Origin of the sequence: Algibacter luteus (assembly GCF_030344935.1) — a bacterium.
GTDB classification, from domain to species: Bacteria; Bacteroidota; Bacteroidia; order Flavobacteriales; family Flavobacteriaceae; genus Arenitalea; species Arenitalea lutea.
Genome location: NZ_CP128313.1, coordinates 1,296,458 through 1,322,918 on the forward strand (window position 1 = coordinate 1,296,458; position 26,461 = coordinate 1,322,918).

Annotated in this window: 22 protein-coding genes; 5 read left to right on the plus strand and 17 right to left on the minus strand. The window is 33.5% G+C overall.

What is annotated here, in order from left to right; genetic code table 11:
- Window positions 1–19: 19 nt before the first annotated feature.
- The gene (locus O5O44_RS05450) at window positions 20–1,267 is read right to left on the minus strand and encodes a porin family protein (protein WP_289196060.1); all 1,248 of its coding nucleotides are present in this window, start codon (window positions 1,265–1,267) and stop codon (window positions 20–22) included.
- Window positions 1,268–1,486: 219 nt separating this feature from the next.
- The gene (locus O5O44_RS05455; protein WP_289196061.1) at window positions 1,487–2,056 is read right to left on the minus strand and encodes a superoxide dismutase family protein; all 570 of its coding nucleotides are present in this window, start codon (window positions 2,054–2,056) and stop codon (window positions 1,487–1,489) included.
- Between the two features lie 123 nt (window positions 2,057–2,179).
- Between O5O44_RS05455 and hemN the strand changes: the two genes are divergently transcribed.
- Together hemN and O5O44_RS05465 are read left to right on the plus strand one after the other, a co-directional pair.
- Window positions 2,180–3,544: an oxygen-independent coproporphyrinogen III oxidase gene (hemN, locus tag O5O44_RS05460; protein ID WP_289196062.1), complete on the plus strand. Its 1,365-nt coding sequence runs from the start codon at window positions 2,180–2,182 to the stop codon at window positions 3,542–3,544.
- Between the two features lie 40 nt (window positions 3,545–3,584).
- Window positions 3,585–4,418, plus strand: coding sequence for a universal stress protein (locus tag O5O44_RS05465; RefSeq protein WP_019387055.1), 834 nt, complete (start codon window positions 3,585–3,587; stop codon window positions 4,416–4,418).
- 94 nt (window positions 4,419–4,512) lie between these two features.
- Here O5O44_RS05465 and O5O44_RS05470 read toward each other — a convergent pair whose 3' ends face one another.
- The 12 genes from O5O44_RS05470 to O5O44_RS05525 all read right to left on the minus strand — a co-directional run bounded on the left by O5O44_RS05470 (window position 4,513) and on the right by O5O44_RS05525 (window position 18,621).
- Entirely contained in the window at window positions 4,513–5,916 is a 1,404-nt protein-coding gene (locus tag O5O44_RS05470; RefSeq protein WP_289196063.1) for a TolC family protein, read from the minus strand.
- 3 nt (window positions 5,917–5,919) lie between these two features.
- Window positions 5,920–7,272 carry an HlyD family secretion protein gene (locus tag O5O44_RS05475; RefSeq protein ID WP_019387057.1) on the minus strand — a complete coding sequence of 451 codons (1,353 nt, stop codon included), beginning with the start codon at window positions 7,270–7,272 and terminating at the stop codon, window positions 5,920–5,922.
- Window positions 7,273–7,275: 3 nt separating this feature from the next.
- Window positions 7,276–8,943, minus strand: a complete 1,668-nt coding sequence (locus O5O44_RS05480) for a peptidase domain-containing ABC transporter (protein ID WP_289196064.1) — start codon at window positions 8,941–8,943, stop codon at window positions 7,276–7,278.
- Window positions 8,944–8,945: 2 nt separating this feature from the next.
- Entirely contained in the window at window positions 8,946–9,617 is a 672-nt protein-coding gene (locus O5O44_RS05485; RefSeq protein ID WP_019387059.1) for a TetR/AcrR family transcriptional regulator, read from the minus strand.
- 137 nt (window positions 9,618–9,754) lie between these two features.
- Window positions 9,755–10,456, minus strand: coding sequence for a sulfite exporter TauE/SafE family protein (locus O5O44_RS05490; protein WP_289196065.1), 702 nt, complete (start codon window positions 10,454–10,456; stop codon window positions 9,755–9,757).
- 1 nt (window position 10,457) lies between these two features.
- On the minus strand, window positions 10,458–10,904 hold the full coding sequence (locus O5O44_RS05495; protein ID WP_289196066.1) for a FixH family protein: 447 nt from the start codon (window positions 10,902–10,904) through the stop codon (window positions 10,458–10,460).
- Between the two features lie 165 nt (window positions 10,905–11,069).
- A complete protein-coding gene (gene ccoG, locus O5O44_RS05500) occupies window positions 11,070–12,494 on the minus strand; it encodes a cytochrome c oxidase accessory protein CcoG (RefSeq protein WP_289196067.1) in 1,425 nt (474 codons plus the stop codon).
- Between the two features lie 86 nt (window positions 12,495–12,580).
- Entirely contained in the window at window positions 12,581–13,504 is a 924-nt protein-coding gene (locus O5O44_RS05505; protein ID WP_289196068.1) for a cbb3-type cytochrome c oxidase N-terminal domain-containing protein, read from the minus strand.
- Window positions 13,501–13,686 carry a cytochrome c oxidase subunit IV gene (locus tag O5O44_RS05510; RefSeq protein WP_026009991.1) on the minus strand — a complete coding sequence of 62 codons (186 nt, stop codon included), beginning with the start codon at window positions 13,684–13,686 and terminating at the stop codon, window positions 13,501–13,503. Before O5O44_RS05510 ends, O5O44_RS05505 begins: the two co-directional genes overlap by 4 nt.
- Before the next feature lie 22 nt (window positions 13,687–13,708).
- Window positions 13,709–15,901, minus strand: a complete 2,193-nt coding sequence (gene ccoN / locus O5O44_RS05515; RefSeq protein ID WP_026009992.1) for a cytochrome-c oxidase, cbb3-type subunit I — start codon at window positions 15,899–15,901, stop codon at window positions 13,709–13,711.
- Window positions 15,902–15,904: 3 nt separating this feature from the next.
- A complete protein-coding gene (gene ccoS, locus O5O44_RS05520) occupies window positions 15,905–16,099 on the minus strand; it encodes a cbb3-type cytochrome oxidase assembly protein CcoS (RefSeq protein ID WP_289196069.1) in 195 nt (64 codons plus the stop codon).
- Window positions 16,100–16,245: 146 nt separating this feature from the next.
- Entirely contained in the window at window positions 16,246–18,621 is a 2,376-nt protein-coding gene (locus O5O44_RS05525; RefSeq protein ID WP_289196070.1) for a heavy metal translocating P-type ATPase, read from the minus strand.
- Between the two features lie 105 nt (window positions 18,622–18,726).
- Between O5O44_RS05525 and O5O44_RS05530 the strand changes: the two genes are divergently transcribed.
- The 3 genes from O5O44_RS05530 to O5O44_RS05540 all read left to right on the plus strand — a co-directional run bounded on the left by O5O44_RS05530 (window position 18,727) and on the right by O5O44_RS05540 (window position 22,244).
- A complete protein-coding gene (locus O5O44_RS05530) occupies window positions 18,727–19,404 on the plus strand; it encodes a Crp/Fnr family transcriptional regulator (protein WP_019387068.1) in 678 nt (225 codons plus the stop codon).
- Window positions 19,405–19,567: 163 nt separating this feature from the next.
- Entirely contained in the window at window positions 19,568–20,695 is a 1,128-nt protein-coding gene (locus O5O44_RS05535; RefSeq protein ID WP_289196071.1) for a vWA domain-containing protein, read from the plus strand.
- 82 nt (window positions 20,696–20,777) lie between these two features.
- Window positions 20,778–22,244, plus strand: coding sequence for a magnesium chelatase (locus O5O44_RS05540; protein WP_289196072.1), 1,467 nt, complete (start codon window positions 20,778–20,780; stop codon window positions 22,242–22,244).
- Between the two features lie 74 nt (window positions 22,245–22,318).
- Here O5O44_RS05540 and O5O44_RS05545 read toward each other — a convergent pair whose 3' ends face one another.
- From O5O44_RS05545 to O5O44_RS05555, 3 genes are all read right to left on the minus strand, one after another.
- Complete coding sequence (locus tag O5O44_RS05545) at window positions 22,319–22,891, minus strand: YdeI/OmpD-associated family protein (RefSeq protein WP_289196073.1); 573 nt, start codon at window positions 22,889–22,891, stop codon at window positions 22,319–22,321.
- 5 nt (window positions 22,892–22,896) lie between these two features.
- Window positions 22,897–24,543 carry a M1 family metallopeptidase gene (locus tag O5O44_RS05550; RefSeq protein ID WP_289196074.1) on the minus strand — a complete coding sequence of 549 codons (1,647 nt, stop codon included), beginning with the start codon at window positions 24,541–24,543 and terminating at the stop codon, window positions 22,897–22,899.
- A gap of 100 nt (window positions 24,544–24,643) precedes the next feature.
- Entirely contained in the window at window positions 24,644–26,446 is a 1,803-nt protein-coding gene (locus O5O44_RS05555; RefSeq protein WP_019387076.1) for an acyl-CoA dehydrogenase FadE, read from the minus strand.
- Between the last annotated feature and the right edge of the window lie 15 nt (window positions 26,447–26,461).

Below are 26,461 nucleotides of genomic sequence, written 5' to 3' on the forward strand. Positions count from 1 at the left end.
CAATTTAAGATTTAATAGTTTAAAACAATGAATATCCAATGATAAAAGATAGTGAATTATAATCAGAGTTACTATAAACATAATCTCTTAAAATTTCTCTATTGGTTTGATACCTTATTTCAAAACTATATTTATCATAGGCTTTGTAACCAATTCCAATCGCCAAATTAGGGTTACTATTAATTTCTAAACTTTTTAAAGTATCGCCGTTTGATCTTTTAAATACTATTGTTGATTTTGAATTAAAGTCTATTACATACGAAGCGTTAACGAAAATTTTAGAATTATCATTTATAAAGAAATAATGTCTTAAGCTAATTGGAACTTCAACTGAACTATAATCTACTTTAGATTGAGATTCTCCGTCTACAAGATCTTCATCCTTGGTAGTTGTTTCGCCTTTAAAGTTTTGGTATGCTGCTTCTATTACAATTGCCCATTTGTTCTTGTTAATTGGTAAAATATATTCTGCTTCTAGACCGAATCCAAAACTCGTTTGGTTGTCATATTCGTGAGTTACGGAAGTTGGAAACGGAAATCCAGTAGTTCTAACACCAGATTCATAAATACTTAATTTAGAATTGTTTAGTCTAGGTCTTAGAGTGAAGTTAAATAAATCTTTCTTTTCTACCGACGTATAATTTTTATAATTAGAATTTTTACAAGTATTATATTCAGTGAACAATTTTACCAGACTACTTCTATTGTATTTCAACCTTTCTATGCCGTCTAACGTTATTTCTTCACATTTAAAAACACTCCATAATTGTTGTTTAAATTGATTGTTCTTTTTGGTGTCATTTTCATGATTTTTGTATTTCTTATATATTAATTGCTCAATATTTGAAGTTTCAGTATTGAAAAAATAACGAATTAAATTTCCGTCTTCATATGAGTATAAATTCGCTTTTCCTTCAATTAAAACCTTTAGAAAAAGAGTTTCTTCTTTTAAAACAGGGCTTTTATCATAAGTTAAATCGTTGATGTTACCACTAGATCGATCTATTTTTACTTTGCTTTTTATGTATTTTGAAACATTGTAAATTCCAAATTCTTTTACAGCATTAATTGAAGCTATCTTCTCTTCTGAATCGTCGAGTAGTTTGTATTCAAATTCAGTTGGATTATTAGACCAATCTATGTTTTTTATAAAACATTCAACTTTTAAATCGGCATCATACACGAAATAACCTTTTTCAAATTTAATTTGGGAATATGAATTAATAGAGAGAATAGCTATAAATAGAAATAATAAATGTTTCTTCATTTTGTTAGAATGTTGTGTTAAATAAATTAAGGTTTAAGTCTCACAAACATATAAAAAACGAAGGATAATTCTTATTATTTTGTAAATAAAATTAACTTATTGAATATTAAATATTTACCTTAAGTTTTAGTAGTTACAAATTCTTGATTTACATAAAAATGGAATTAATAAAAGCTATGATAAACACCATTTACTTATTTGAAATGGTGTTTGATTAAATTACTGGATAATACCCGCACAACTTACACGAGCACCGGCAGCACCAGAAGGCTGTGAGGTTAAATCGTCTTCACCGGCATGTACAATAACGCTTTTTCCAAGTATGTCTTTAGTTTCATCACCACAGCCAATACACCATTCGTCTGTTGAAAATGATATGGTGCCGTTTCCGTTTTCATCAGCTGTAAAATTACCAATATCACCTTTGTGGAAGCCTGCTTCGTCACCCCATTTTCCATGTGGTTGCGCCGTAGGGTTCCAATGTCCTCCAGCCGATGTTCCATCAGGAGCAGTACAATCAGAGTTGGCATGAATATGAATGGCATGTTGCCCAGGAGTTAAACCACTAATAATGGCAGTCATGCTAACTTCGCCATCAACTTCTTTAAAAACAACATTGCCGCTAACATTACTATCACTTTTAGCGTTTAAAGTCATTTTTATTTTTTTAGAAGTAACCACTTCGGTTTCAGTAACCTCGGTTTCAATAGTTTTAGTTTCTTTTTTCTCGTTTTTACAAGAGGTGAATCCTATTATTATGGCAATACATAAGATGCTTAATTTTTTCATTTTTCCAGTTTTTTATTCTATCGAAAGTTAAGGTATTCTTAAACAAATTGCAAGTAAGCACCATGATATATATCATTTTTTCTTGCTCCCTTTTGTAGTAGTTTTGATTCATAATAGTTAGGTATGAATAAATCATTAGTCAATAAATATAATATTGCGGGTCCTCGTTATACGAGTTATCCAACAGTTCCGTATTGGGATGTAGAAACGTTTTCTCGCGAAAAATGGAAGTCCTCGTTAATAGAATCTTATAATGAAAGCAATTCTAAAGAAGGAATTAGTCTATATATCCACTTACCTTTTTGCGAAAGTTTATGTACGTTTTGTGGTTGTAATAAGCGCATTACCAAGCAACACAGTGTAGAATCGCCATACATAAAAGCTGTATTAAAAGAGTGGCATTTGTATTTAGAGTTATTTGATACCAAACCCATTATAAAAGAATTACATCTTGGTGGTGGTACCCCTACTTTTTTTAGTCCTGAAAACTTAAAACTGTTAATTAATGGCATTTTAGAAGCCTCCATTTTAGCTCCAGCTTACGAGTTTAGTTTTGAAGGTCATCCAAATAATACAACACGCGAACATTTGCAAGCTCTATACGATGTTGGATTTAGACGCGTAAGTTATGGCGTTCAAGATTATAACGAAACAGTGCAACGAGCCATTCATAGAATTCAACCCTTTGAAAATGTAAAACGGGCCACAGCATTGGCTAGAGAAATTGGTTATACCTCTGTAGGTCATGATATTATTTTTGGTTTACCGTTTCAAACCATCGATCATATAAAAGAAACCATAATAAAAACTAAAGAATTACTACCAGACCGATTGGCATTTTATAGTTATGCACATGTGCCATGGATAAAAGGAAATGGACAACGCGGATTTGACGATTCCAACTTACCATTGGCAGAAGTAAAAAGAGAACAATATGAGTTAGGTAAAGAATTATTAGCTGAGGTAGGGTATCACGAAATAGGTATGGACCATTTCGCATTAACTACCGATGCCTTATATCAGTCGGCTATAAACGGTAATTTACATCGAAATTTTATGGGTTATTCGGCTTCAAAAACCCAAGCTATGATTGGTTTAGGTGTATCGTCTATAAGTGATAGTTGGTATGGGTTTGCTCAAAATATAAAAAGCATAGAAAGCTATTATAATTTGTTAGAAGAAGATACTTTACCAGTTTTTAGAGGACATATTTTAAACGCTGAAGATTTAATTATTAGAAGACACATTCTTAATTTAATGTGTCAATTTGAAACCTCTTGGACTACAGATTATTTATGGTTTAATGAATTGCCAGATGCCATAATTAAACTTAAAGAAATGGAAAAAGATGAGCTGCTTAAAATTGATTCTAATAAAATTGAAGTCACCCTAAAAGGCAGACCATTTGTTAGAAATATTTGTATGGCATTTGATGTATTGTTACAAAGAAAAAAACCAGAAATGCAGTTGTTTTCTATGACTGTTTGATGAATGTGTATTTAGTATAAACCAACTAAAAAATAAGATTATGAAAAAAATTATTATACCTATAGACTTCTCTGAACATTCAGAATATGCACTTAAAACTGCAGCAAAACTTGCTGTAAAAAATGATTCAGAGTTACTTGCCTTACACATGCTTGAAATGTCTGATATTATGCTAACAGCTTCAGATGGGCTTCAAAACCAAAAGGCAGCATTTTTTCTTCAGTTAGCAGAACAAAAATTTGAAGACTTTTTAAAGAAGGATTATCTAAAAGATATCAAGGTAACACCTATTATAAAACACTTTAAGGTATTTAGTGAGGTAAATGATGTTGCACAAAAACACGACGCCGATTTGATAGTTATGGGTTCTCATGGCGCAAGTGGACTTAAAGAGTTTTTAATTGGATCTAATACAGAACGCGTTGTAAGAAACGCTAGTATTCCGGTTTTAGTAGTAAAAAATCATGTAAACGATGTTAATTTTGATGTGGTCGTTTTTGCCTGCGATTTTTCAGAAGAAGCCATTAGCTCTTATTTAAAAGCGAAACAGATGTTCGATAAGGTAGATACAAAGATGTATATAGTGAATGTAAATTTACCTAATGATCGATTTATGAGTTCTTTAGAAGTAGAAAAAAAGGCTGTAAACTTCTTTACTAAGGCAGAACAAAATCTCGATAAAATGGATGATGTATTTTATGTAAGTGATTATTCAGTAGAAGAAGGCGTTTTAAATTGTGCTAATAAAATAGGAGCAGATCTTATAATTTTGCCTACACATGGTAGAAAAGGATTGGCTCACTTCTTTGAAGGGAGTATTAGTGAAGATGTAGCAAACCATTCTACATTGCCAGTAATGACCTTTAAAATTTAAATGATATTTTTTTTAGTTGTAGGCAGTCAAGAATGCTTTATGATTTTAATAGATCAATTAGTATTCTAGATTGCCTTTTAAAAACTAATGCTGTTTAGTTTAAAGGCACTTCATTACTAGCCAAAACATTAAATAAATTAGCCTTGGTTTTAAAAAAACTGTTTTCTAGTTCAATCGCTTTTAATTTAGCATCAATAAGTTTGGCTTCACGAGAATTAACAATAAAGAGTGAACTTTCTCCTAAAAAAAACTTGCGTTCTTCTGCAGATAACATTATTGAATAGTCATTAACAATAGTTACCGTTAGGTCATTCTGAAGTATATAAGAATCCAACTCCATAGTTAAGGCATCAATCTTGTTTTTAAGATTTACTTTTGTATTTTGAATCTCAAATTTTGTGTCTTGTATCTTGATTTTTGCTAGTTTTAAATCACCTCGTTCTCTACGTAAAAACAACGGAAAATTAATGTTCACGCCACTTTTGTATGCTGAAGTACTAAACGAACGTGCAACCTCTGGTGTTTGCGATAAGAAATTGTACTGTAAATCAATTTGAGGTAATAAATTATTCAGTTTTAACCGTTTTTCAATATTTAAACTTTGGTATTTATAATCTAATGATAATAACTTTGGATGATTGGATATCTCGTAATTTTCAACGTTTAAAGCCGAAGTATTCAACGTGGCGTCAATCGATTCAAAAGTATTAACATCCGGAATAATACGGTCTGTAATTTCTACAGGTGTATTATCATTCAACCATAAAAAATTCGACAACTCAAGAGATGATTTGATGTATTTTATTCTTGATTTCTCTAAGTTTAGCTTTCTGTTATTCAAAGCGATTCTAGCCTCAAGCGTATCAATAGCAGGTTTGTCACCAACCTCGAAACTTTTTTTAATCCCGTTAAAACGCATTTCAGCATTGCTTAAAAAATCTTCGTAAACCAATTTCTCATTATAGGTTTTTAACCAATTAAAATAAGTGACTGTAGCATTGTATAAAATATTATTTACCAGTAATTGGCGGTCTGCTTGTGCTTGTTTTACATAAAGCCTTGATTGTCTTAACATAGCCATTCGCTGGTTGGTTAGCAATCCGCGGGCAACAGGTACTGAAATACCTGCGCTGTACAAACCATCTTCAGGAACAAAAGCTTCAGGGTTTAAAAAATCGCCTGTGTTTTCTTCAAAATTCCCCTTTAACTCAATGCCAAACCATGTTGGTATTTTAAATGATGCATTTAACTTATCATAATACTCAGTATTTTTAAATGTTTTCCTATCAAAATCTACTTCTAATTTAGGATCAAATGCACCACGCGCTTTCATAAGTTTAGCTTCACTTTCATTTATGGTAAGATTTGCTTGTTTCACAATTGGATGAAACGTTTTTACGTAACCTAAATATTCTGCCAAAGAAATCACCGATGTGCTATCCTGAGCTGGAATTATAAAGCTAAAACAAAGTAATATACTGGTTAAAAGTACTTTCATTTATTATCCTTTTTTAAGACTTTTATCGTTGTTTTTGGGTTGATAATAATTAGGAGGGAAGCTGTTAATCTGCCTCCATAGCTCAAACCAAATGGGCACATCCTCGAGCAAGGCGATTGTTTTGGCTCCTGAGCCAACTCTTATGGCTTCTGGCCATTCATGATCTGATGAGTCAGGAGCAAGTAAAACTCTGTATTTTCCGTTGTCGCTAATAAAGCGCTCAATGGCTACAACTTTAGCGCCATAAGTTCCGTATGATACATTGGGCCATCCGCTAAACACAATTGCTGGCCAGCCATCGAATTGCACACGCACATGTTCGCCTATATGAAGTAATGGCAAATCTATTGGGCGAACAAATGTTTCTACAGCCAAATCGTATGTTGATGGCATAATACCAACCAATTGCTCACCTTCTTTAAATGTTACTCCAATACCACCGGTTAAAACCTTATTTATAAAGCCGTTTTGGGGTGCTGTAACATAAAGCAAGCTATTACGTTTTTTGTAATTGCTATATTCATTTTCAAGTTTGGTAACTTGTGCTTGCGTATCAAATCCGCTAGACTGTGCTGTAAACATATCGCTCTGCGCTTTTGAAATTTTATCGGCATACGAAGCGTTAGTTCTTGATAATTCTAGTCGCGCATTAATAACTTCGTTTTTACTGGCTAAATACTTGTTTTCTTGCGAAATATATTTAGCTTGGGTTTCTTGAAGTTTTAAACGTTTTTCCTCTACATCTCTTACAGCTTTTAGTCCTTCTTCTTGCAATGTTGCAATACGATTAAACTGTGTTTCTGCTATTTTTAAATTTGTTTTAGCCGCTTCTAAATCAATACTATCGCTTTTAACTTTTAATTGCGATTGCATGAGTTTGTTTTTAGTTTGCTCTAATTTTAATTGCTGCTCATTACGTAATGCTGAAATTTGTCTGTTTAACGCCTCTACCTTACCTTGATATGCGGTAACTGAAGACGATTTTGATTGTATCTGGTCGTTTGTGCGTTCAACTAATCTATCGTCAAAATACTCACTTTTCACTTCAGATATTCTTAAAATCGTATCACCTTTTTTTACTTCGTCTCCTTCCTGTACATACCATTCTTCAATACGCCCTGGTATTTGTGATTGGATATGTTGCGGACGCTGATTAGGCCTTAAAGTTGTTACTGTACCTTGTCCAGTTATATTTTGAGTCCATGGTAAAAAAAGTACAATAAACCCAAAAATAGCAGCAGCCAACAAAAATTTATTGAAGTATCGGTAATACTCAATATGCATTATTTTTTTACCAGACTTATATTGACTTAAGTCTATTTTTTTATTCAATTGGTTATGAGATATATTTAGCATAACTTAATTGGTTTTAGATATTATTTTACCTTGTTCAAGGGTGATTATTTCTGTGCATTTACCATTCCAAACAGAACTAAAGCTCACTACAATTAATGCCCAAGGTCTATCAGGATGCGATAAATAGTCTACGATGGCCTTGGTTTCAGCTCTGTTAAATCTGTCTAAGGCATCTTCAAGAATCAGCACTTTTGGGTTTTTCAAAATAGCTCGCGCCAAAACTAATTTTTTCGACAAAGAGTAAGACATTTGTTTGCCATCAGGATAAAGTATGGTATTTAGTCCGTCGGGTTGGGCTTTTATAAATGATTTGAGCCCTACAATATCTAGTACTTCATATATTTTTTCATCAGAGATATTGGGGTTTGAGAAAGTTAAATTTTCTCTGATTGTACCTTCAAAAGGATTTTCGTCAGAAAGTGATAACCCCAATTGCGACCTGTAAAAATTCAGATTGATACTATTAATCGACATATCATTTACGTAAATATGTCCGCCTGTTGCTTCAATAACCCCAGATATTAATCTTAGCAATGTAGACTTTCCAGATCCACTTTCACCATTTATTAATATTCTGCTTTTTGAATTTATTTTTAATGAAATATCATTTAAAATATGCTGATCTCTATTGTCAACTTCATATGAAACATGGTCTAGCTCTATTTGAATACTTTTTGAGAATTGAGGTTTTTCGCCTTCTTGACTTTCTAAATCTTTATCTACAATTTGTCCAATTTTTTCAAGAGAAGTTAAAGCATCATAAAACGATTCTAATCCTAAAATTAATTTTTCAACTGAGGCTATAACCAATAAAATAATAATTTCTGCTGCAACGAATTGCCCGATATTCATTTCCTGATTTAAAACTAATGCCCCACCAATTAGAAGTAAGCTAGCAGTAACAATTACCTTAAAGCTTATCATTTGTATAAATTGGAGCATCAAAATTTTAAAGTGACTTTCTCTGGCCTTCAAATACTCGTTTACTAAATCGTCGTTTTTATTGATTCCTAAACTTGTGCTTCCTGAAAGTTTAAAACTAATAACAGAACGCGCTATTTCTTGAATCCAATGTGCAACTTTGTATTTGTTTTTTGATTCTTTCAGGCTTGTTTCAAGCCCTTTTTGAGCCGTAAATTTAAATACCACAAAAATTAACGCTAGTAGTAAAATACCGAATATGATAAAAAACGGATGGTAGAACGAAAGCAGGATTAAAGCAAATAGAATTTGTAAAACTGCTGTAGGGACGTCTATTAAGATCTTTGATAAGCTTTTTTGTATGGTTAACGTATCAAAAAATCTATTGGCTAATTCTGGCGGATAAAAATTACGCAATTCGGCCATTTTAATTTTTGGAAAGCGATAAGCCAATTCAAAAGAAGATCTTGTAAAAACACGTTGCTGTATCGTTTCAATAATTCGAAGTTGCATCAATTGAAGTGCTCCAGAAAAAGCAACACCTAGAGTTACTATAATTACTAGAATAACCCAAGAGGTTGATATTTGTGCGCCTTGAATTAAATTTATTATGGCTTGTATGCCTAAAGGCAATGATAAAGCAACAATTCCTGCAAATATCGCGTAATAGAATATTTGTAGAATGTCTCTTTTTTCTAATTGCAGTAAGCCTATTAAACGGCGCCAAGGGGTCATGAGTTTCTCTTCCATAGTTAAGCTTTCAAGGTGTTAAGTACCAGGTTTTTAATAAAATCTGTAGGTGTTAGTTTATCGTTACAATCTGTAATGGTTGTAAAATGAGCTTTTAAAAAATGTTGGTGTAAACTTCCTTCTAATATGGTGCTAGCTAGACTTGAAGGGTATATGTATTTCGGATTTATTGCTTTAATCATATCCCTTAAACGATGCACTATGCGTTTGTAAATAATGAAATAGCCATCTTTGTTTTCTTGATCTACCTGATTGGTAAGAAAGGATTTTGAATTCTCTTTTATCATAATCTTATTCAATATCACCTCGTTAACATGCGAAAATTTAGAATCCTCTTTTATGGTTCTTGTTACAATTTCAATAGCCTTTTCTAGTTTTTCGTTAGGATTTAAACTATGTGTTTCAAATACTAATTGATATTCTATCCAAGCCCAGTACCATGAACTCAGGTAGAGTAGTAGGTTGTGTTTGCTTTCAAAATAACGGTAAACAGAACTCTCATTAGAACCTATTTTGGTGCCTAATTTTTTAAATGTGAAACCATCGAAACCAATCTCGTCAATTAAAAGTATGCTATGTTGCACAATACGTTTACCCAAATCAGAAGACTCTGGGTCTTTGACGTAAAGTTTTTCCGGAACAGTAATTTTTAAATTTGAAAGTAAAGAATCCATAATTAATGTATTTAATTGCAAATATAAAAGTAATACTATTATATTAGAAAACAAAACTATCAATTTTATCAATACGTAATCAATAAAACTTATATATCATTACAATAAAAGATGATTTATGGAAAAAAAAAGTATGGTTAATGACAATCAATACCGTTTGTAACCATGTCGTAAACCGGAGCAGGAGAGAGGTAAGGAATTCCAAGCCCTAAACCACGAAGAATAAATAAAGCGCCTATAATAACTACAAATACAGGAATGGCGTTTTGTATGCGTTGTCTTGCTTTGCCTTTTAAAAAATGACTAAAATAAATCGCAGTAGTCATTAAAGGAATAGTACCTAAACCAAAAATAAGCATATATAAACTTCCGTTAATTGCATTACCACCAGCAATAGCACCAAACAGCGCCATATAAACTAATCCACATGGTAAAAAGCCATTTAAAAAACCAATGGTTAAAAATGTATCCATTGTTTTTTTCTTTAAAGCCGTTCCCAAAGCTGATTTTACTTTAGAGATCACTTTATAAATTGGTTTAGAGACTTTGTATTTACTAAAATATTTCTGAGGAATAACCACTGCTAAAATCATTAAAACGCCAATAATAATAGACAGTTGCTGCTGAAACCCAAAAATAAACAGGCTTTTACCTATAAGTCCAAACACTAACCCAATTAGACCATAGGCTACAAGCCTGCCTATATGATAAAATGTAATTTGAGATACTTTTTTAACCGAATTACTGCGGTCTACAGGCAACATAAAAGCAATAGGCCCACACATACCAACGCAGTGGAAACTTCCTAAAAGCCCTAATATAAATGCCGAAAAAAGCATATTAATAATTTATAGATTCTTTATATAAATAAGATTTTCCTTTATATTGCCAATCAATTTTTATGTTCCAACGACCATCTACCAAACGTTTGTCAGGTATGAGCAAATTAGAATTAGACAATGAAATAGCAGTATCAAAGTCTAGCTGTTTGTTAGATGGTCTATATAGGAACAAAGTGCCTTTAATTTCGTTGTAATCTAAAGTTTCTGGGAATTTTATTAGCAAACCATCAGCCGTTTTTTCGTAGCCAATATTCGACTCTAAAGTTTCAGAGTTTTGCAGTTTATCAATATCCTTTTGGTAAATCAATTCATCACCATAATAGTCATCACTCACCAAATCATGGTTGTATTTATCGTCTATATTCATAGTCACAATAAAATACATGATAAAGCTAATAAACCCTATAAACGCTAGTACAATTCCAGTTCCCCAACTAATTTTCATAATTTCTTAATTTTTATGGCATTACCCTAAAGGGTCGGGCTTTCCGTTATATCTTTTTCTCGTGCCTCAAAAAAGGATGCCACTTCAATCCCTAATGCACCCATTCGCTAAAGTCATTTACCTCCCAAAAAAGTAGGCACTTTAATTTATTACCGTGACTTCAACCTATTTATAACTCCTAGGGCCTAAAAAGTTAGCCGTAGTTGTTTCAATTAACTCATCACCTTGGTAAACACCAATTTTTATCTTGTTTCTATCGCCACTTAATGCCGAATTATTAATCTCTATAAACAATGTGCCTTCAGCTAAACCTTGACTCGGCACCACAAACTCATCACCCGTAGATACCAGTTTTAATTCACCTTTATGCGACATCAATTTAAGGCTTACGTCTTCAATAGTTTCTGTCGTTTTATTAACCAATTTATAGGTAAACACATTGCTAATGATGTTGTTCTCTTTGTGTTCATATAATTGACCAGGCAATCTTAATACACGAGCTTCAATATCATTTCTTAAAAACAGCATCCCAATTAATAAACCAACCATTATAGACAATACAGCAATGTAGCCTTTCATTCTTGCCGTTAATTTAAAAGGCGCTTTATTTTCTATATTCTCTTCGCTGGCATAACGAATTAACCCTTTCGGTAAATTTATGCTTTCCATAATGTGGTCGCACTCATCAATACATGCTGTACAGTTTACACATTCTAGCTGCGTACCGTTTCTAATATCTATTCCTGTTGGGCAAACATGTACACATTGCAAACAATCAATACAGTCGCCATGCCCTAAGGCTGCTCTGTCTTCATTTTTTCTAAACTTCTTTCTTCCACTTTCACCTTCACCTCGTTTATGATCGTAGGCCACTACAATCGATTTTGTGTCTAATAAAACACCTTGCAATCTTCCGTAAGGGCAGGCAATAATGCACACCTGCTCTCTAAACCACGCAAATACAAAATAGAATACACCAGTAAAAATCAGTAACGAAATTAAGGTACTTATATGGCTAAATGGGCCATCAATTATGTATTGTATTAACTTGTCACTTCCAATTAAATAGGCTAAAAACACATTCGCGATTACAAACGATATAATTAAGAAAATAAAGAGCTTTAACCCTTTCTTTCTTATTTTTTCGGCATCCCATTTTTGTCTTGCAAGTTTGCGTTGTTTGTTTCTGTCACCTTCAATCCAATATTCAATGCGTCTAAAAACCATCTCCATAAAAATGGTTTGCGGACAAATCCACCCACAAAAAATTCTACCAAAAGCCACGGTAAAAAGAGTAATAAATACAACACCAATAAGCATAGATATTACAAATAAATGAAAGTCTTGTGGCCAAAACGGAAACCCGAAAATATTAAATCGCCGTTCCAAAACATTGAACATTAAAAACTGATTGCCATTTATTTTAATAAACGGCGATAATAGTAGGAACGCCAATAAAAAGTAGCTAACCCATTTTCTGTATTTATAAAACTTTCCACTAGGTTTTTTAGGAAATACCCAGGCACGTTTACCTTCTTCGGTAATCGTTCCAATAGAGTCTCTGAAATTTTCGTTATCTGGGGTTTCCAATTTTGTTTTGATTTAAATACCTGCCGAGTTTAAAACCCGACAGGTATTGGGTACATTAGTTTAATTAGTACTTATAGATATTAAATTTATTCTTCAATTACAGCTTCAGGCGCTGTAGCTTCTACGGCGGCTTCTGCAGTTTCATCTACCCAAATATCGCCTTCAGCATCTTTAGGATTTGCAGGTGATATACCTTGAAATGTTAATACATAACTTGATACTTGAGCCATTTCTAATGGTTTTAGTTGCTGTTTCCAAGCAATCATTCCTTTACCAGAACGTCCACCTTCTGATACCGTTTTAAATACATTTTTAATACCGCCACCAAGAATCCAATGGTCGTCTGTTAAGTTTGGTCCAATACCACCACCACCATCTGCCATATGGCAAGCCACACAGTTGGTTTCAAAAATGGTTTTACCTGCACTTAAATCTGCTGCATCAGTTAATAGTGTTACAGTATTAATGTCTACTAAATTTTTAGCGGTTTTCTTATAAGCTTCTATGGCTTCTCTTGCATCTGCTAATTCAGTTTCTAACTCATCTGCTTGAGTGTAGCCATCAAAAACATGAAATCTTAACATGTAAACAACAGCAAATACAATCGAGATGTAAAAACCATATAACCACCATGGCGGTAAATTGTTATCTAACTCTTTTATACCATCGTAATTATGATCTAGAATTATTTCACCTTCTTCTTCAATTGGCTTCGAACCTAATAATTTCTTATAAGTTTCTTTAAACCAAGTAAATTCAAAAGTTTTTTCTTTTTCGGCTAAAAAGCGAGCTTTAGCTTCTTCATCTAATTTGTGAAGCATCACGTTTTCTAAAGCACCTACAATTGCTTCAATAGCAATAAGAATTAAAAGTACCAATAGCAGAAATAACATGACAGCAGGATATTCAATAAATGCTGGTTTTTCTCCAGAATCTATAAAGAACTCTACAGCTCCGAAAATGATAAAGAATACTATTGGAACTCGAATCCAAGATGGAATATTTTTCATAATATATCGTCGTTTTGGTTGTCTAATGGAATGTTACTAACGTTATTTATATAGTCTTTTTTAGCGGAAATTACCCACCAAAATAGCGCGACAAAAAAGATGAAGAAGATAAGCAGTGAAATAATAGGATATATTTCTATACCTGCGATGCTCTCCATATGATTTTTTACAAATTTCAACATGATACTTTGTGTTTTTTAAAGGTTAATTTTGAGCTGTTTCTACATTAATATCGGTTCCTAATCGTTGTAAATATGCAATAAGTGCTACTATTTCACGATTTTTCATTTCAACAAATTCCTCACCATTTTCAGCTGCATATTTTTTGTCAGCTTCGTAGTTATTTGCGAAATCCGGATCACTATAAAGGTTTTGCTCAATCTGAGTACCTTGTTCTAACATGCTCTGTTGGGCATTCGCAATCTCTTCATCTGTATAAGGAACGCCTAAGGATACCATGGCTTCCATTTTAGTCTCGGTAAGCGATTTATCTAATGTGCTGCTGCTTCCAGAAATTAACCAAGGGTAACGAGGCATAATAGAACCCGATGAGGTACTTTGCGGATCGTACATGTGGTTAAAGTGCCAGTTATCAGAATATTTACCACCTATACGATGTAAGTCTGGTCCGGTACGTTTACTACCCCAAAGGAATGGGTGATCATAAACATATTCTCCAGCTTTTGAGTATTCACCATAGCGCTCAACTTCACTTCTAAAAGGACGAATCATTTGCGAATGACAACCTACACAACCTTCACGTATGTAAATATCTCTACCTTCTAATTCTAAAGGGGTATAAGGTTTTACACTTGCAATGGTAGGTATGTTAGATTTTACCATGATGGTTGGAACAATTTGCACGACACCTCCAATTAAAATAGCTACAGTTGCTAATAGGGTTAATTGTATTGGTCTTCTTTCTAACCAAGTATGCCATCCTTCTGATGCAGTACGTTTTTTAGTGACGCGCTCTAGAGCTGGTGCTTCGGCTAGTTCATCTGTTACTTTGCTACCTTGTTTCACTGTAACAATAATATTGTAAACTAGAATGAACATACCTACAATATATAAACTACCACCAATGGCACGCATCCAATACATTGGCATAATTTCAGTAACCGTTTCTAAAAAGTTACCATAAACTAATGTCCCATCTGGATTAAATTGCTTCCACATACTTGCTTGAGTAAATCCAGCAACATACATAGGTAATGCATAGATAATAATACCTAGAGTTCCTAACCAGAAATGTAGGTTAGCTAATCCTATAGAGTGTAATTTGGTTTTAAACAATCGCGGGATTAAGTAATAAATAATACCAAATGCCATAAAACCGTTCCATGCTAATGCACCCACGTGCACGTGTGCAATAATCCAATCAGTAAAGTGAGCAATAGCGTTTACATTTTTAAGCGATAAGGTTGGTCCTTCAAAAGTGGCCATACCGTAACCTGTAATGGCTACAACCATAAATTTTAAAACAGGATCTGTACGCACTTTATCCCAAGCACCACGCAAGGTTAAAAGTCCGTTTATCATACCACCCCAAGATGGCATTAAAAGCATTACAGAAAAAGTAACCCCTAAGTTTTGAGCCCATTCTGGTAAAGCCGAGTACAATAAATGGTGAGGTCCTGCCCATATATAAATGAAAATTAACGACCAGAAATGCACGATAGAAAGTCTATAAGAATAAACCGGTCTATTGGCAGCTTTAGGAACAAAATAATACATTAATCCTAAAAATGGTGTTGTTAAAAAGAATGCTACAGCATTGTGTCCGTACCACCATTGCACTAAAGCATCTTGCACACCCGCGTAAACCGAGTAGCTTTTCATTGCGCTAACAGGCAATTCTAAATTGTTAAAAATATGAAGTACCGCAACCGTTACAAACGTGGCAATATAAAACCATATGGCAACGTATAAATGACGCTGGCGACGTTTCAATATCGTCCAAATCATGTTAATCCCAAAAACGACCCATATAAGGGCTATGGCAATATCGATTGGCCATTCTAACTCTGCGTATTCTTTGGAAGTTGTATATCCCAGAGGTAACGAAATCGCTGCTGCCACAATAATGAGTTGCCAACCCCAAAAGTTAATGTTACTTAGCAAATCACTAGCCATACGAGTTTTTAACAAACGTTGTAACGAGTAATAAATACCAGCAAACATGGCATTTCCAACAAAGGCAAAAATAACAGCGTTGGTATGTAAAGGTCTTAAACGACCAAAACTTAACCACGAAATACCATCTGTTAAGTTGGGAAATAAAAACATAAAGGCAAGTAACAAACCTACCGACATACCTACCACTCCAAAAACAATGGTGGCATAAATAAATTTGGTAACGATTTTGTTATCGTAATAAAATTGTTGCATCTCCATAATTTAGTTATTAATATTTTTTTTGGTTAGTACTTTTTTTTTGGATTTATCTTTAACAAGTTCATCTTCAAATAGCATGCGTACCGAAGGGGTATAACTGTCGTCGAACTGCCCGCTTTTTACAGCCAAAATAAAGGCAATAAAAAAGCCAACAGCAACGGTTATGCTTATAGCAAGTAAAACATATATAACACTCATACCTATTTGAAGTTATGGTTCAAAAATACTTTTATACATTATTTTAAAAGATGATATTTATCATATTAGATATATAATTTTAACTTATTAAGCAACTGTATACTTGAATTCAGTTTAACAATTGTGTTGAATTTTAATTTTTAAATCTATTTCAATTTTCGACCTATTATGTTTGTACATATAGTTGTGAAAGCCACAATACTTATAGAACTAAGGGGCATCAAAATAGCTGCAACAACGGGTTCCAACTGGCCAGTAACCGCAAAATATAAGCCGATGATATTGTATATAAAAGACAGGGCAAAACTCCATTTAATTATCTTAATGGCGCCTTTACTTGCTTTTATGTAATTGTAAATCTGATTGAATTTTGAAGCATCCAAAATGGCATCACAAGCAGGGGAAAACACATTCACATTTTCCGAAATCGCAATACCAACATCACTCTGCGCCAAAGCACCTGCATCATTTAATCCGTCGCCAATCATCAATACTTTAGCGTCTTCACTTTGATGATATTTTATATATTCAAGCTTGTCTTCTGGCTTTTGGTTAAAAAGGAGTTTGGTTTTTGTAGGTAGTAATTTGGTTAAATTGCTTTTTTCACCTGCATTGTCACCAGATAAAATAACTAAATCATATTCAGATTTTAGCTTATTAAATAATTTTGATAGTCCTTTTCTATATTTATTGTAAAACGTAAATTTCCCTTTATATTGGTTGTTTGTGCTAACATGAACTGCCGTGTTTAGCGTTGCGTTATCGGATACTAAACCAACAAATGGGGCTGAACCAACTTTAATGTTTTGGTCTTGATATTTCGCTTCAATACCTTTTCCTAAATGCTCTTGATAAGTATCTAAAGTTAAAATATCGTGCTCATTTAAAAGCGTATATAACGAACGGCTTAAAGGATGGTTAGAGCCTCGAAGCGTACTTTTTAATAAAGATTCTTCAGCAGTTGTAAGTTCCAACCCTTCGTAATCAATTGTGGTTTCTTTATTAGCAGTTATTGTTCCAGTTTTATCAAAAATGATGGTGTTTATTTTGGCAAGTTGCTCAATTACCGAAGCATTTTTTAGGTAGAATTTTTTCTTTCCTAAAATGCGTAACATGTTACCAAATGTAAACGGAGCAGAAAGGGCTATGGCGCAAGGGCAAGCAATAATTAAAACTGAAGTAAAAACGTTCAATGCTTTACTAGAATCTGTAAAAAGCCAAAATGATGTAGCTACGAAAGCAATCAATAAAATAGTAATGGTAAAGCGTTTACTAATACTATTTGTAATGTTTGTAAACGATAATTCTTTGTCATGTTTAAATACATCGTTACTCCACAGTTGGGTAAGATAACTTTGCTCAACCGAGTTTAAAACATCAACCTCTATGCTACCGTCCAATTGTTTGCCTCCTGCAAAAAGTTTATCGCCAGATTGTTTAGAAACCGTTTTTGATTCGCCCGTAACAAAACTATAATCAATTCTCGCTTTGCCTTTTATGAGAATACAATCAACAGGAATTAATTCTTCGTTTCTAATTAAAAGTCTATCGCCTTTTTCAATGTCATAAACTTGAATGGATTCTTCCTTGTCTTCTGAAGTGATTTTAGTTATTCCAATTGGGAAGTAAGATTTATAATCCCTTTCAAAAGATAAAAAAGTATAGGTTTTCTGCTGAAAAAATTTCCCAAGTAGTAAAAAGAAAATTAAGCCCGTTAAGCTATCAAAGAAGCCAGTGCCTAAATCGAAAACAATTTCCCAGGTACTTCTAATAAAGAGTACAGATGCGCCCAATGCTATTGGGACATCAATATTCAATATCTTAGATCGGAGCCCTTTATATGCAGATATGAAGTAATCTTGAGCTGCATAAAAAATCACTGGAACTGAAAATGCAAACATGAGCCACCTAAAAAGGGGTTTGAATTGTTCTAGCCAAAATTCCCCAACTTGAAAATACTCTGGAAAAGATAAAAACATCACATTTCCAAAAGCAAAACCTGCAACACCTAATTTGTAAATTAGCGATCTGTCTACACGTTTTTTGCCTACGCTGTAATCATCTAAACTTATATAGGGTTCGTAACCAATACTGCTTAAAAGCGTCACCACATCTTTCAATGATACCCTTTCAAAATTGAACGCGACCCTTACTGTTTTCTTTCCAAAATTTACGATTGAAGAATTTATATCTGGATTTAATTTGTTTAAGTTTTCAAGTATCCAAATACACGAACTACAATGAATATGCGGAATGTAAAGTGTTATGATTTGGGTATCTTCGTCATTAAATTCAAGCAATTGATCAACAATTTTAGGGTTATCTAAAAAGTTGTACTTGCCTTCTATGTCTTTGGGCGTTGCTCCTGGCGCATTTTGTAAATCGTAATAACAACCTAAATCATTTGTAGAAAAGATTTCGTATACCGTTTTGCAGCCATTGCAACAAAAAGGTTTGTTGTCAAACATGATTTTAGATGCATCTGCTTCTAAACCACAATGAAAACATGCGTTTTTACTCATTTTAATTTGCTCTTTTATACCTAATGCAAAATTGAAGAGTAAAGCAGAATTAAAATATGATATTAATCATGATTTGTTTATTTTTACGCTCTGTAAAGAGGTGCTATGAGTAAATGTGAGCAATGTATTATCAAGCAGTTTAATTCCTTAAAGTCTTTAACCAAAGACGAATTAGTGCGTATATCGGCATGTAAAACTTCAAAGAAAATAAAAAAAGGAGAGGTTATTTTTGAAGAAGGAGAAATGTTAAACGGCGTCTATTGTGTTAGAGATGGAATCTGTAAATTAACTAAATTAAGCGAAAACGGTAAAGACCAAATCGTGAAAATGGTTGTAAAAGGACAGTTGTTAGGGCAACGATCTATTATAAGTGATGAAGCTTCAAATTTACAAGCTATAGCATTAAATGATATGGAGGTTTGCTTTATCCCTAAAAGTGAAATAATCGCAGATTTACAAAAAAATCCCAAGTTCTCATTCGATGTATTAAAAGATATGGCAAGCGATTTAAGAGAAGCCGACGATGTTATTGTGAATATGGCTCAAAAATCGGTTCGTCAGCGTTTAGCTGAATCCCTGATATATATTCATGAAAATTTTGGAGTAAATCCAGATGGCACATTGAGTATCCTTTTATCGCGAGAAGACTATGCTAGTATCGTTGGTACAGCTACAGAATCTGCTATTAGGGTGTTGTCTCAGTTTAAAAAAGATGGCCTTATTTCAACAATTGGTAAATTTATCAAGATTGAAGATTTGAATGGCTTAAAGCGCATAGAATAATAAGTTAGTCGTTTAGTTCTAAAGCTTTTTTGGAGCTTCTTTTTATTTCGGTCTATTTTTTTAAAACATTTTTAACGGTTTTTACTTTCTTTTTAGAAGATTTATATAAATAGTTGTTAATGTTAAAGTTCTTATTGTAGAAATGTAGTATTTTTATAACGCTATGAAACACAATAAAACACCAAGAAAAGGTTTCGTTTTTAAAAAATACGAATCGCCTAATCAATCACCGTTCGATAAACTTTTCGAAATATTTAAAGAACTCATTACGCATACTTCTGGCGATTTTGATGAAGCCATAGATTGGTTGCGTGAGTTAGATAAAGAATATAAACTGACGACGCCAGAGTACACCATAGAGGATTTTATTGAAGATTTAAAACAAAAAGGGTATTTGCGTGAAGAAATAGATCCTGATGGTAACGGTACTTTAGCAATTACTTCAAAAACAGAACGGGCCATTCGGCAGCAAGCATTAGATCATATATTTGGAAAAATAAAACGCAGTGGTCAAGGTAGCCATAAAAGTAAAGGTATTGGTATTGGTGATGAGCACACCGGGGATTTTAGAAATTACCAGTTTGGAGATGCATTAGATAAGGTATCAATGACCGAAAGTTTGAAAAATGCCCAAATAAATCATGGGATATCCGATTTTAATTTGACTGAAGACGATTTGGTTGTTGAGGAGACTCTGCATAAATCTCAGATGAGTACTGTTTTAATGATTGATATTAGCCACAGTATGATTCTTTATGGCGAAGACCGCATCACGCCTGCTAAAAAAGTGGCTATGGCGCTTGCTGAACTCATTACAACACGCTACCCAAAAGATACGCTGGATATATTAGTTTTTGGTAACGATGCGTGGCAAATCGAAATTAAAGATTTGCCCTATTTAAAAGTTGGTCCGTATCATACCAATACGGTGGCAGGATTGCAATTGGCTATGGATTTACTGAGACGTAAACGAAACACGAACAAACAAATATTTATGATTACTGATGGTAAACCGAGCTGTTTACGTCAACCAGATGGGACATATTACAAGAACAGTAACGGTCTGGATACCCATATTGTCAATAAATGTTATATGATGGCGCAACAAGCAAGAAAATTACATATTCCCATCACAACATTTATGATAGCTCAAGACAGCTATTTAATGCAATTTGTGCGTGAGTTTACCTATGCTAATCAGGGCAAAGCTTTTTATACAGGTTTAAAAGGTTTGGGTGAAATGATTTTTGAGGATTACGAGACCAATAGAAAAAAAAGAATTAGAGGATAAATAAAGAACTTTTAGCAAATAGCATTGAGTCTCATTCAGTTTGATTCGCTTAAAGCTAGAAGTAACAATTCAAAAGCTAAATATGAAAATAGAAACAATAAAAACACTAGGTGATTTAAAAAAAGCCAGATATCAAAGTAAAACTATTAAGGATGAATTACGAGATAATTTAATTAAAAAACTAAAGAATAAGGAAACCACTTTTGAAGGAGTTCATGGTTATGAAAACACTGTTATTCCAGAGCTTGAACGTGCTATTTTATCTCGTCATAATATAAACTTATTAGGCTTACGCGGACAAGCAAAAACAAGGCTTGCACGATTAATGTTGAATTTGTTAGATGAATATATTCCTGTAGTTGAAGGATCCGAAATTAATGACGATCCACTTAATCCAATATCGCGTTTTGCTAAAGAAATAATTAAAGAAAAGGGTAATGAAACACCTATATATTGGCTCCATAGAAGTGAGCGATTTGCTGAAAAATTAGCCACACCCGATGTTACAGTGGCAGATATTATAGGTGATGTAGATCCTATTAAAGCAGCCAATTTAAAATTAAGTTATGCTGATGATCGAGTAATCCATTACGGCATGATTCCTAGAGCCAACCGATGCATTTTTGTTATTAACGAATTACCCGATTTACAAGCCAGAATACAAGTGGCGTTATTTAATATATTGCAAGAAGGCGATATTCAAATAAGAGGATTTAAACTACGATTACCTCTTGATATTCAGTTTTTATTTACGGCAAATCCTGAAGATTATACCAATAGAGGCAGTATAGTTACGCCTTTAAAAGATAGAATTGGATCTCAAATATTAACGCATTATCCTGTAGATATTGAAACCGCAAGACTTATTACTGAGCAAGAAGCCAAATTGGTTGAAGGTCAAAAAACAACTGTTATTGTTCCAGATTTAGCTAGAGATTTACTCGAACAAATTGTATTTGAAGCAAGAGAGAGCGAATTAATTGACGCCAAAAGTGGGGTAAGTGCGCGTTTAAGTATCACAGCACTAGAAAACTTATTGAGTACCGCAGAGCGTCGCGCGTTAATTAATGGAGATGGTCAAACTACCATTAGGTTATCAGATTTTGTTGGAATTATTCCGGCTATTACGGGAAAAGTAGAGTTGGTTTATGAAGGTGAGCAGGAGGGCGCAGCAATGGTAGCTTATAACTTAATTGGCGATGCCGTAAAAAGTTTGTTTACAGAGTTTTTTCCGAAAATAAGCAAGCTTCAAAAAGAAGATGAAGATGGTCCATACGATGATATTGTTTCATGGTTTTTTAATTTGAAAGAAGGCTTTGAGTTGCTGGATGATTTAAGAGATAAAGAATACAAAAACTTAATAAATGCAATTTCACCTTTGGATGATTTACTCGGAAAGTATCAACCAAACCTAACAAAACAAGATAGTTACTTTGTGAAGGAATTTGTGCTTTGGGCTCTTGTAGAATTTAAAGTATTGAGTAAACATAGGTTTACAGAAGGTATTCAATTTAAAGACCCTTATGGAAGTTTTATAAGCGGTATTTAAATATATTAATAGTTTAAAAAAGACGAGGGTTTTCATTCTTGTCTATGTCGACATGCTATGAAAACGAGATATAACTACCAGGTATTCCTCGATTTTATATTATCGTGACATAAACGAATTATTTCTTTTATCCGTTTTTCTCGTGTGGTTTCACGTTTTGCTTGATTGAGCCAATACAAATAACTTTTTCTGTAAGAAGGGGCAAAGTTTTGATAATTTTCAAAGGCTTTTGGATTTTTATCGAAAGCAATTTGCAATGCTTTAGGAACAATTCCCTTTTCAACATCATCCAAAGCGGTCCAACTACCATTTTGTTTAGCTATTTCTATGGTTTTTAATCCACTTTCATGCATTAAATTCTTGGAGATTAGCTCTTTTAAATGTGTTTTGTTCAATGCACTCCAAACGCTTTTAGGGTTTCTAGGTGTAAAATATTGTCTGCGCTTACCATTGCCCAAACTTTTTACTGTAGAGTCTATCCAACCATAACATAAAGCGACTTTTACGGCTTCTTCCCAACGCATGGAATCATTTTCGTGTTCTACTTTATAAAAAATGAGGTATATTCCTGAACAATTATGGTGATTGTTGTGCAACCAATTTCGCCATTCTTTATCGCTTTTAAAATAGAGTTCGGGTAATTTCAATGCACTTAAATTTTTTGGCTATAAATATAAAAATCTGGGTCTATTTTAATGGAGGATTGTTTTGACTCTAAATTCATTGTTTGCCAATCAGCTTTTGGGAATAACCACATATCTTCATCGTTAATTATAACTTGAATTGGCATATCAAAACCTTCAACAATACTAATCCAACGGTACTTCAATGTTTTTTTATTGATAGTATATTCTAATGTTGGAACCTTTGTTGTTCTTAAATATTGATTGAAAAACTCTGTTAAATCAATACCTGTTTCCTGACTTAAAAAATCTTCAATTTGCTTACTTGAAACCGTTTGATGGTAAAAGGTTACATTCATTTTACGCAAAATCTTGCGCCATTTTTCATCATCTTCAATAAGTTGTCGAAGTGTATGTAGCATATTAGCGCCTTTGTAATACATATCAGATGAGCCTTCTTTATTTACATCATAATAGCCTATAAGAGGTCGGTCGTTCTGAATGTTTTTTCGAGTGCCTATCACATATTCTGCAGAAGCTTGTTTCCCAAAATGATAATCTAAATATAAGTTTTCAGAATAAGCGGTAAAACCTTCGTGTATCCACATATCAGCAACATCTTTGTTGGTAATATTATTAGCAAACCACTCATGGCCCGCTTCATGAATAATAATAAAATCGAATTTTAAACCCCAACCAGTTCCTGATAAATCATTTCCTAAATAACCATTTTGGTATCCGTTACCGTAGGTTACTGAACTTTGGTGTTCCATTCCTAAATATGGCACCTCAACAAGCTTAAAACTGTCTTTGTAAAACGGATATTGTCCAAACCAATGCTCGAATGCTTCCATCATCATAGGGACTTGCTTAAACTGTTCTTTGGCCTTTTCTAGGTTATAACTTAAAACATAATAATCTAAATCTAGATTTCCTGCCATCCCATCATATACTTCTGAGAAATTTACATAATCTCCGATATTGATATTGACGCCGTAATTATTAATCGGGTTTTTCACAATCCAAGTATAGGTTTTGGTATCTCCTATTTGATCCACTCGACGTAATCTTCCGTTTGAAACGTTGGTTAATTTACTAGGAACGTTTACACTAATTTGCATGCTATCTACTTCATCGTACATATGGTCTTTACAGGGCCACCAAACACTGGCGCCTAATCCTTGACAGGATGAAGCTATAAAATGATTGCCGTTTTTGTCTTTTTTCCATGAAATACCTCCGTCCCACGGTGCTTTTACAGCTTCTCTTGGATGCCCTTGGTAGTGCACTATTAATTCATTCACTTCATCTACATTTTGATTATCCGATAGTGAAATAAAATGCGCATTGCCATCATGCTTAATTTTTAATTCTTGTCCGTTTTGAACTGCTTTAAGTAGTTCCATTGGTGGTTGTAAATCAATTTGCATGACAGAGTCTTGATCTAAAACTTTGTATTGAATAGTGTTTTTTCCAGAAATGAATTTATTTTCAGGATCTACCTTAATATCAAGATGATAATACGTTAAATCCCACCATTCGCGCTCTGGGGTTATGCTGCCTCTCAAGGTGTCTTGTCTTGTAAACTCTGTTTTCTCAGAAAGTAAACCTTGAGCTTGAATATTTACAAAAGGAGTTATAAAAAAAACTAAAAATAAGATGTAAACTGTTTTCATTAAAAATAAATTATTTGATATAAAGATAATGAAATAAAAAAACGCCTCGAAAATTAATTAGAGGCGCCTTTAATAATAGAATTAGTCACTCAATATATTATTAAAAACAATACTTGTTTTCTTTAATTACTTTATCAGCAATGATATTACGAAGCTCAATAATGTTTGGCATGTTCACGTATTTAATGTAACGTTTTAAGCCCATTAACATCATACGTTGCTCATCTCCAGAAGAGAAGGAAATAATAGAATGTTTTCCAGCAGTTTCAATAACATCTATAGCATGAAACAAGTTTAATTTGGCCATAGCTATCTGTTCTTTTACTTTGTCTTCACCTTGTTTCTTCGCCATTTTTTCTGCACGAAGAATAGCAGATTCTGCAAGGTATATCTGAATTAAAATATCCGAAGCTGCCAACATAAGCTGTTGTTGCGCTTCAATTTTTTCACCATATTTCTGAAGAGCAGCACCAGAAACCATTAAAAAGAGTTTTTTAAGGTTCTTTATAATACTTTTTTCTTCTGAAAATAATGCTGAAAAATCTGGAACATCAAATGAAGGTATACCAGTAAGTTCTTTAGCTACCTCTTGAGCAGGACCTAACAAGTCTACATGGCCTTTCATAGCTTTTTTAATAAGCATACCTATTGAAAGCATTCGGTTTATTTCGTTGGTACCTTCATAAATTCTGGCAATTCTAGCATCTCTCCAAGCAGATTCGATTGGTGTTTCTTCAGAGAAGCCCATTCCACCGTAAATTTGAATACCTTCATCTGAACAATTTTGAATGAATTCTGAAACAGCTACTTTAAGAATAGAACATTCGATTGCGTACTCTTCTACACCTTTTAATTCAGCTTCTTGATGTGTGTCTTTGCCGTTATTTTGACGGATCGTAATTCGGTCTTCTATATTTTTTGAAGCACGATAAGTTGCCGCTTCTCCAACCCAGCAATTCGTAGCCATTTCAGCTATTTTCTGACGGATAGCTCCAAAACTTGAAATAGGAACTTTAAATTGAATTCTTTCGTTCGCATAATTTACTGATTCTGATATCACACGACGTTGGGCATCTAAACAAGCAGCCGCTAATTTAATTCTACCTACGTTTAGTGCGTTCATTGCAATTTTAAATCCGTTACCTCTTGTTGAAAGCATGTTTTCAGCTGGAACAACGGTATCGTTAAAGAATACTTGTCTTGTTGAAGATGCACGAATACCTAGTTTGTGCTCTTCTTCACCCATGGTAATACCATTTGGGTTTTCAGGATCATATTCTACAATAAATCCAGTAATATTTTTATCATCTTCAATTCTAGCAAAAACAATCATTAGGCTACAAAATCCGGCATTAGAAATCCACATTTTCTGCCCTGTAATTTTATAGGTTTTTCCATCTTCAGATAGCACCGCTTTTGTTTTTCCAGAGTTAGCATCACTTCCCGCACTAGGCTCTGTTAAACAGTAGGAACCAAACCATTCGCCTGAAGCTAATTTTGGTACATACTTTTGTTTTTGTTCTTCATTTCCATATAAAGTAATAGGCATGGTTCCAATCCCTGTGTGAGCTCCAAATGCCGTACTAAACGAGCCTGTTGCACCAGAAATATAGTCACATACTAAAACCGTATCAACAAAACCTAAGCCCATTCCGCCGTATTCTTCAGGAACAGCAATACTTAAAAAGCCCAGTTCTCCGGCTTGTCTCATACACGATTCAGTTAAGGCATAGTCCTTCTTTTCAAATTGTGCTTTTTTAGACCAGATTTCTCTATCAACAAATTCAGTTACAGCTTCTTTCATCATAAGCTGATCTTCATTGAAATCTTCAGGAGTAAAAATGTCTTCACAATCGATTTCTTTTACTAAGAATTGACCGCCACGTAAAATGTCTTTTTCCATTTCTTTACTTTATAT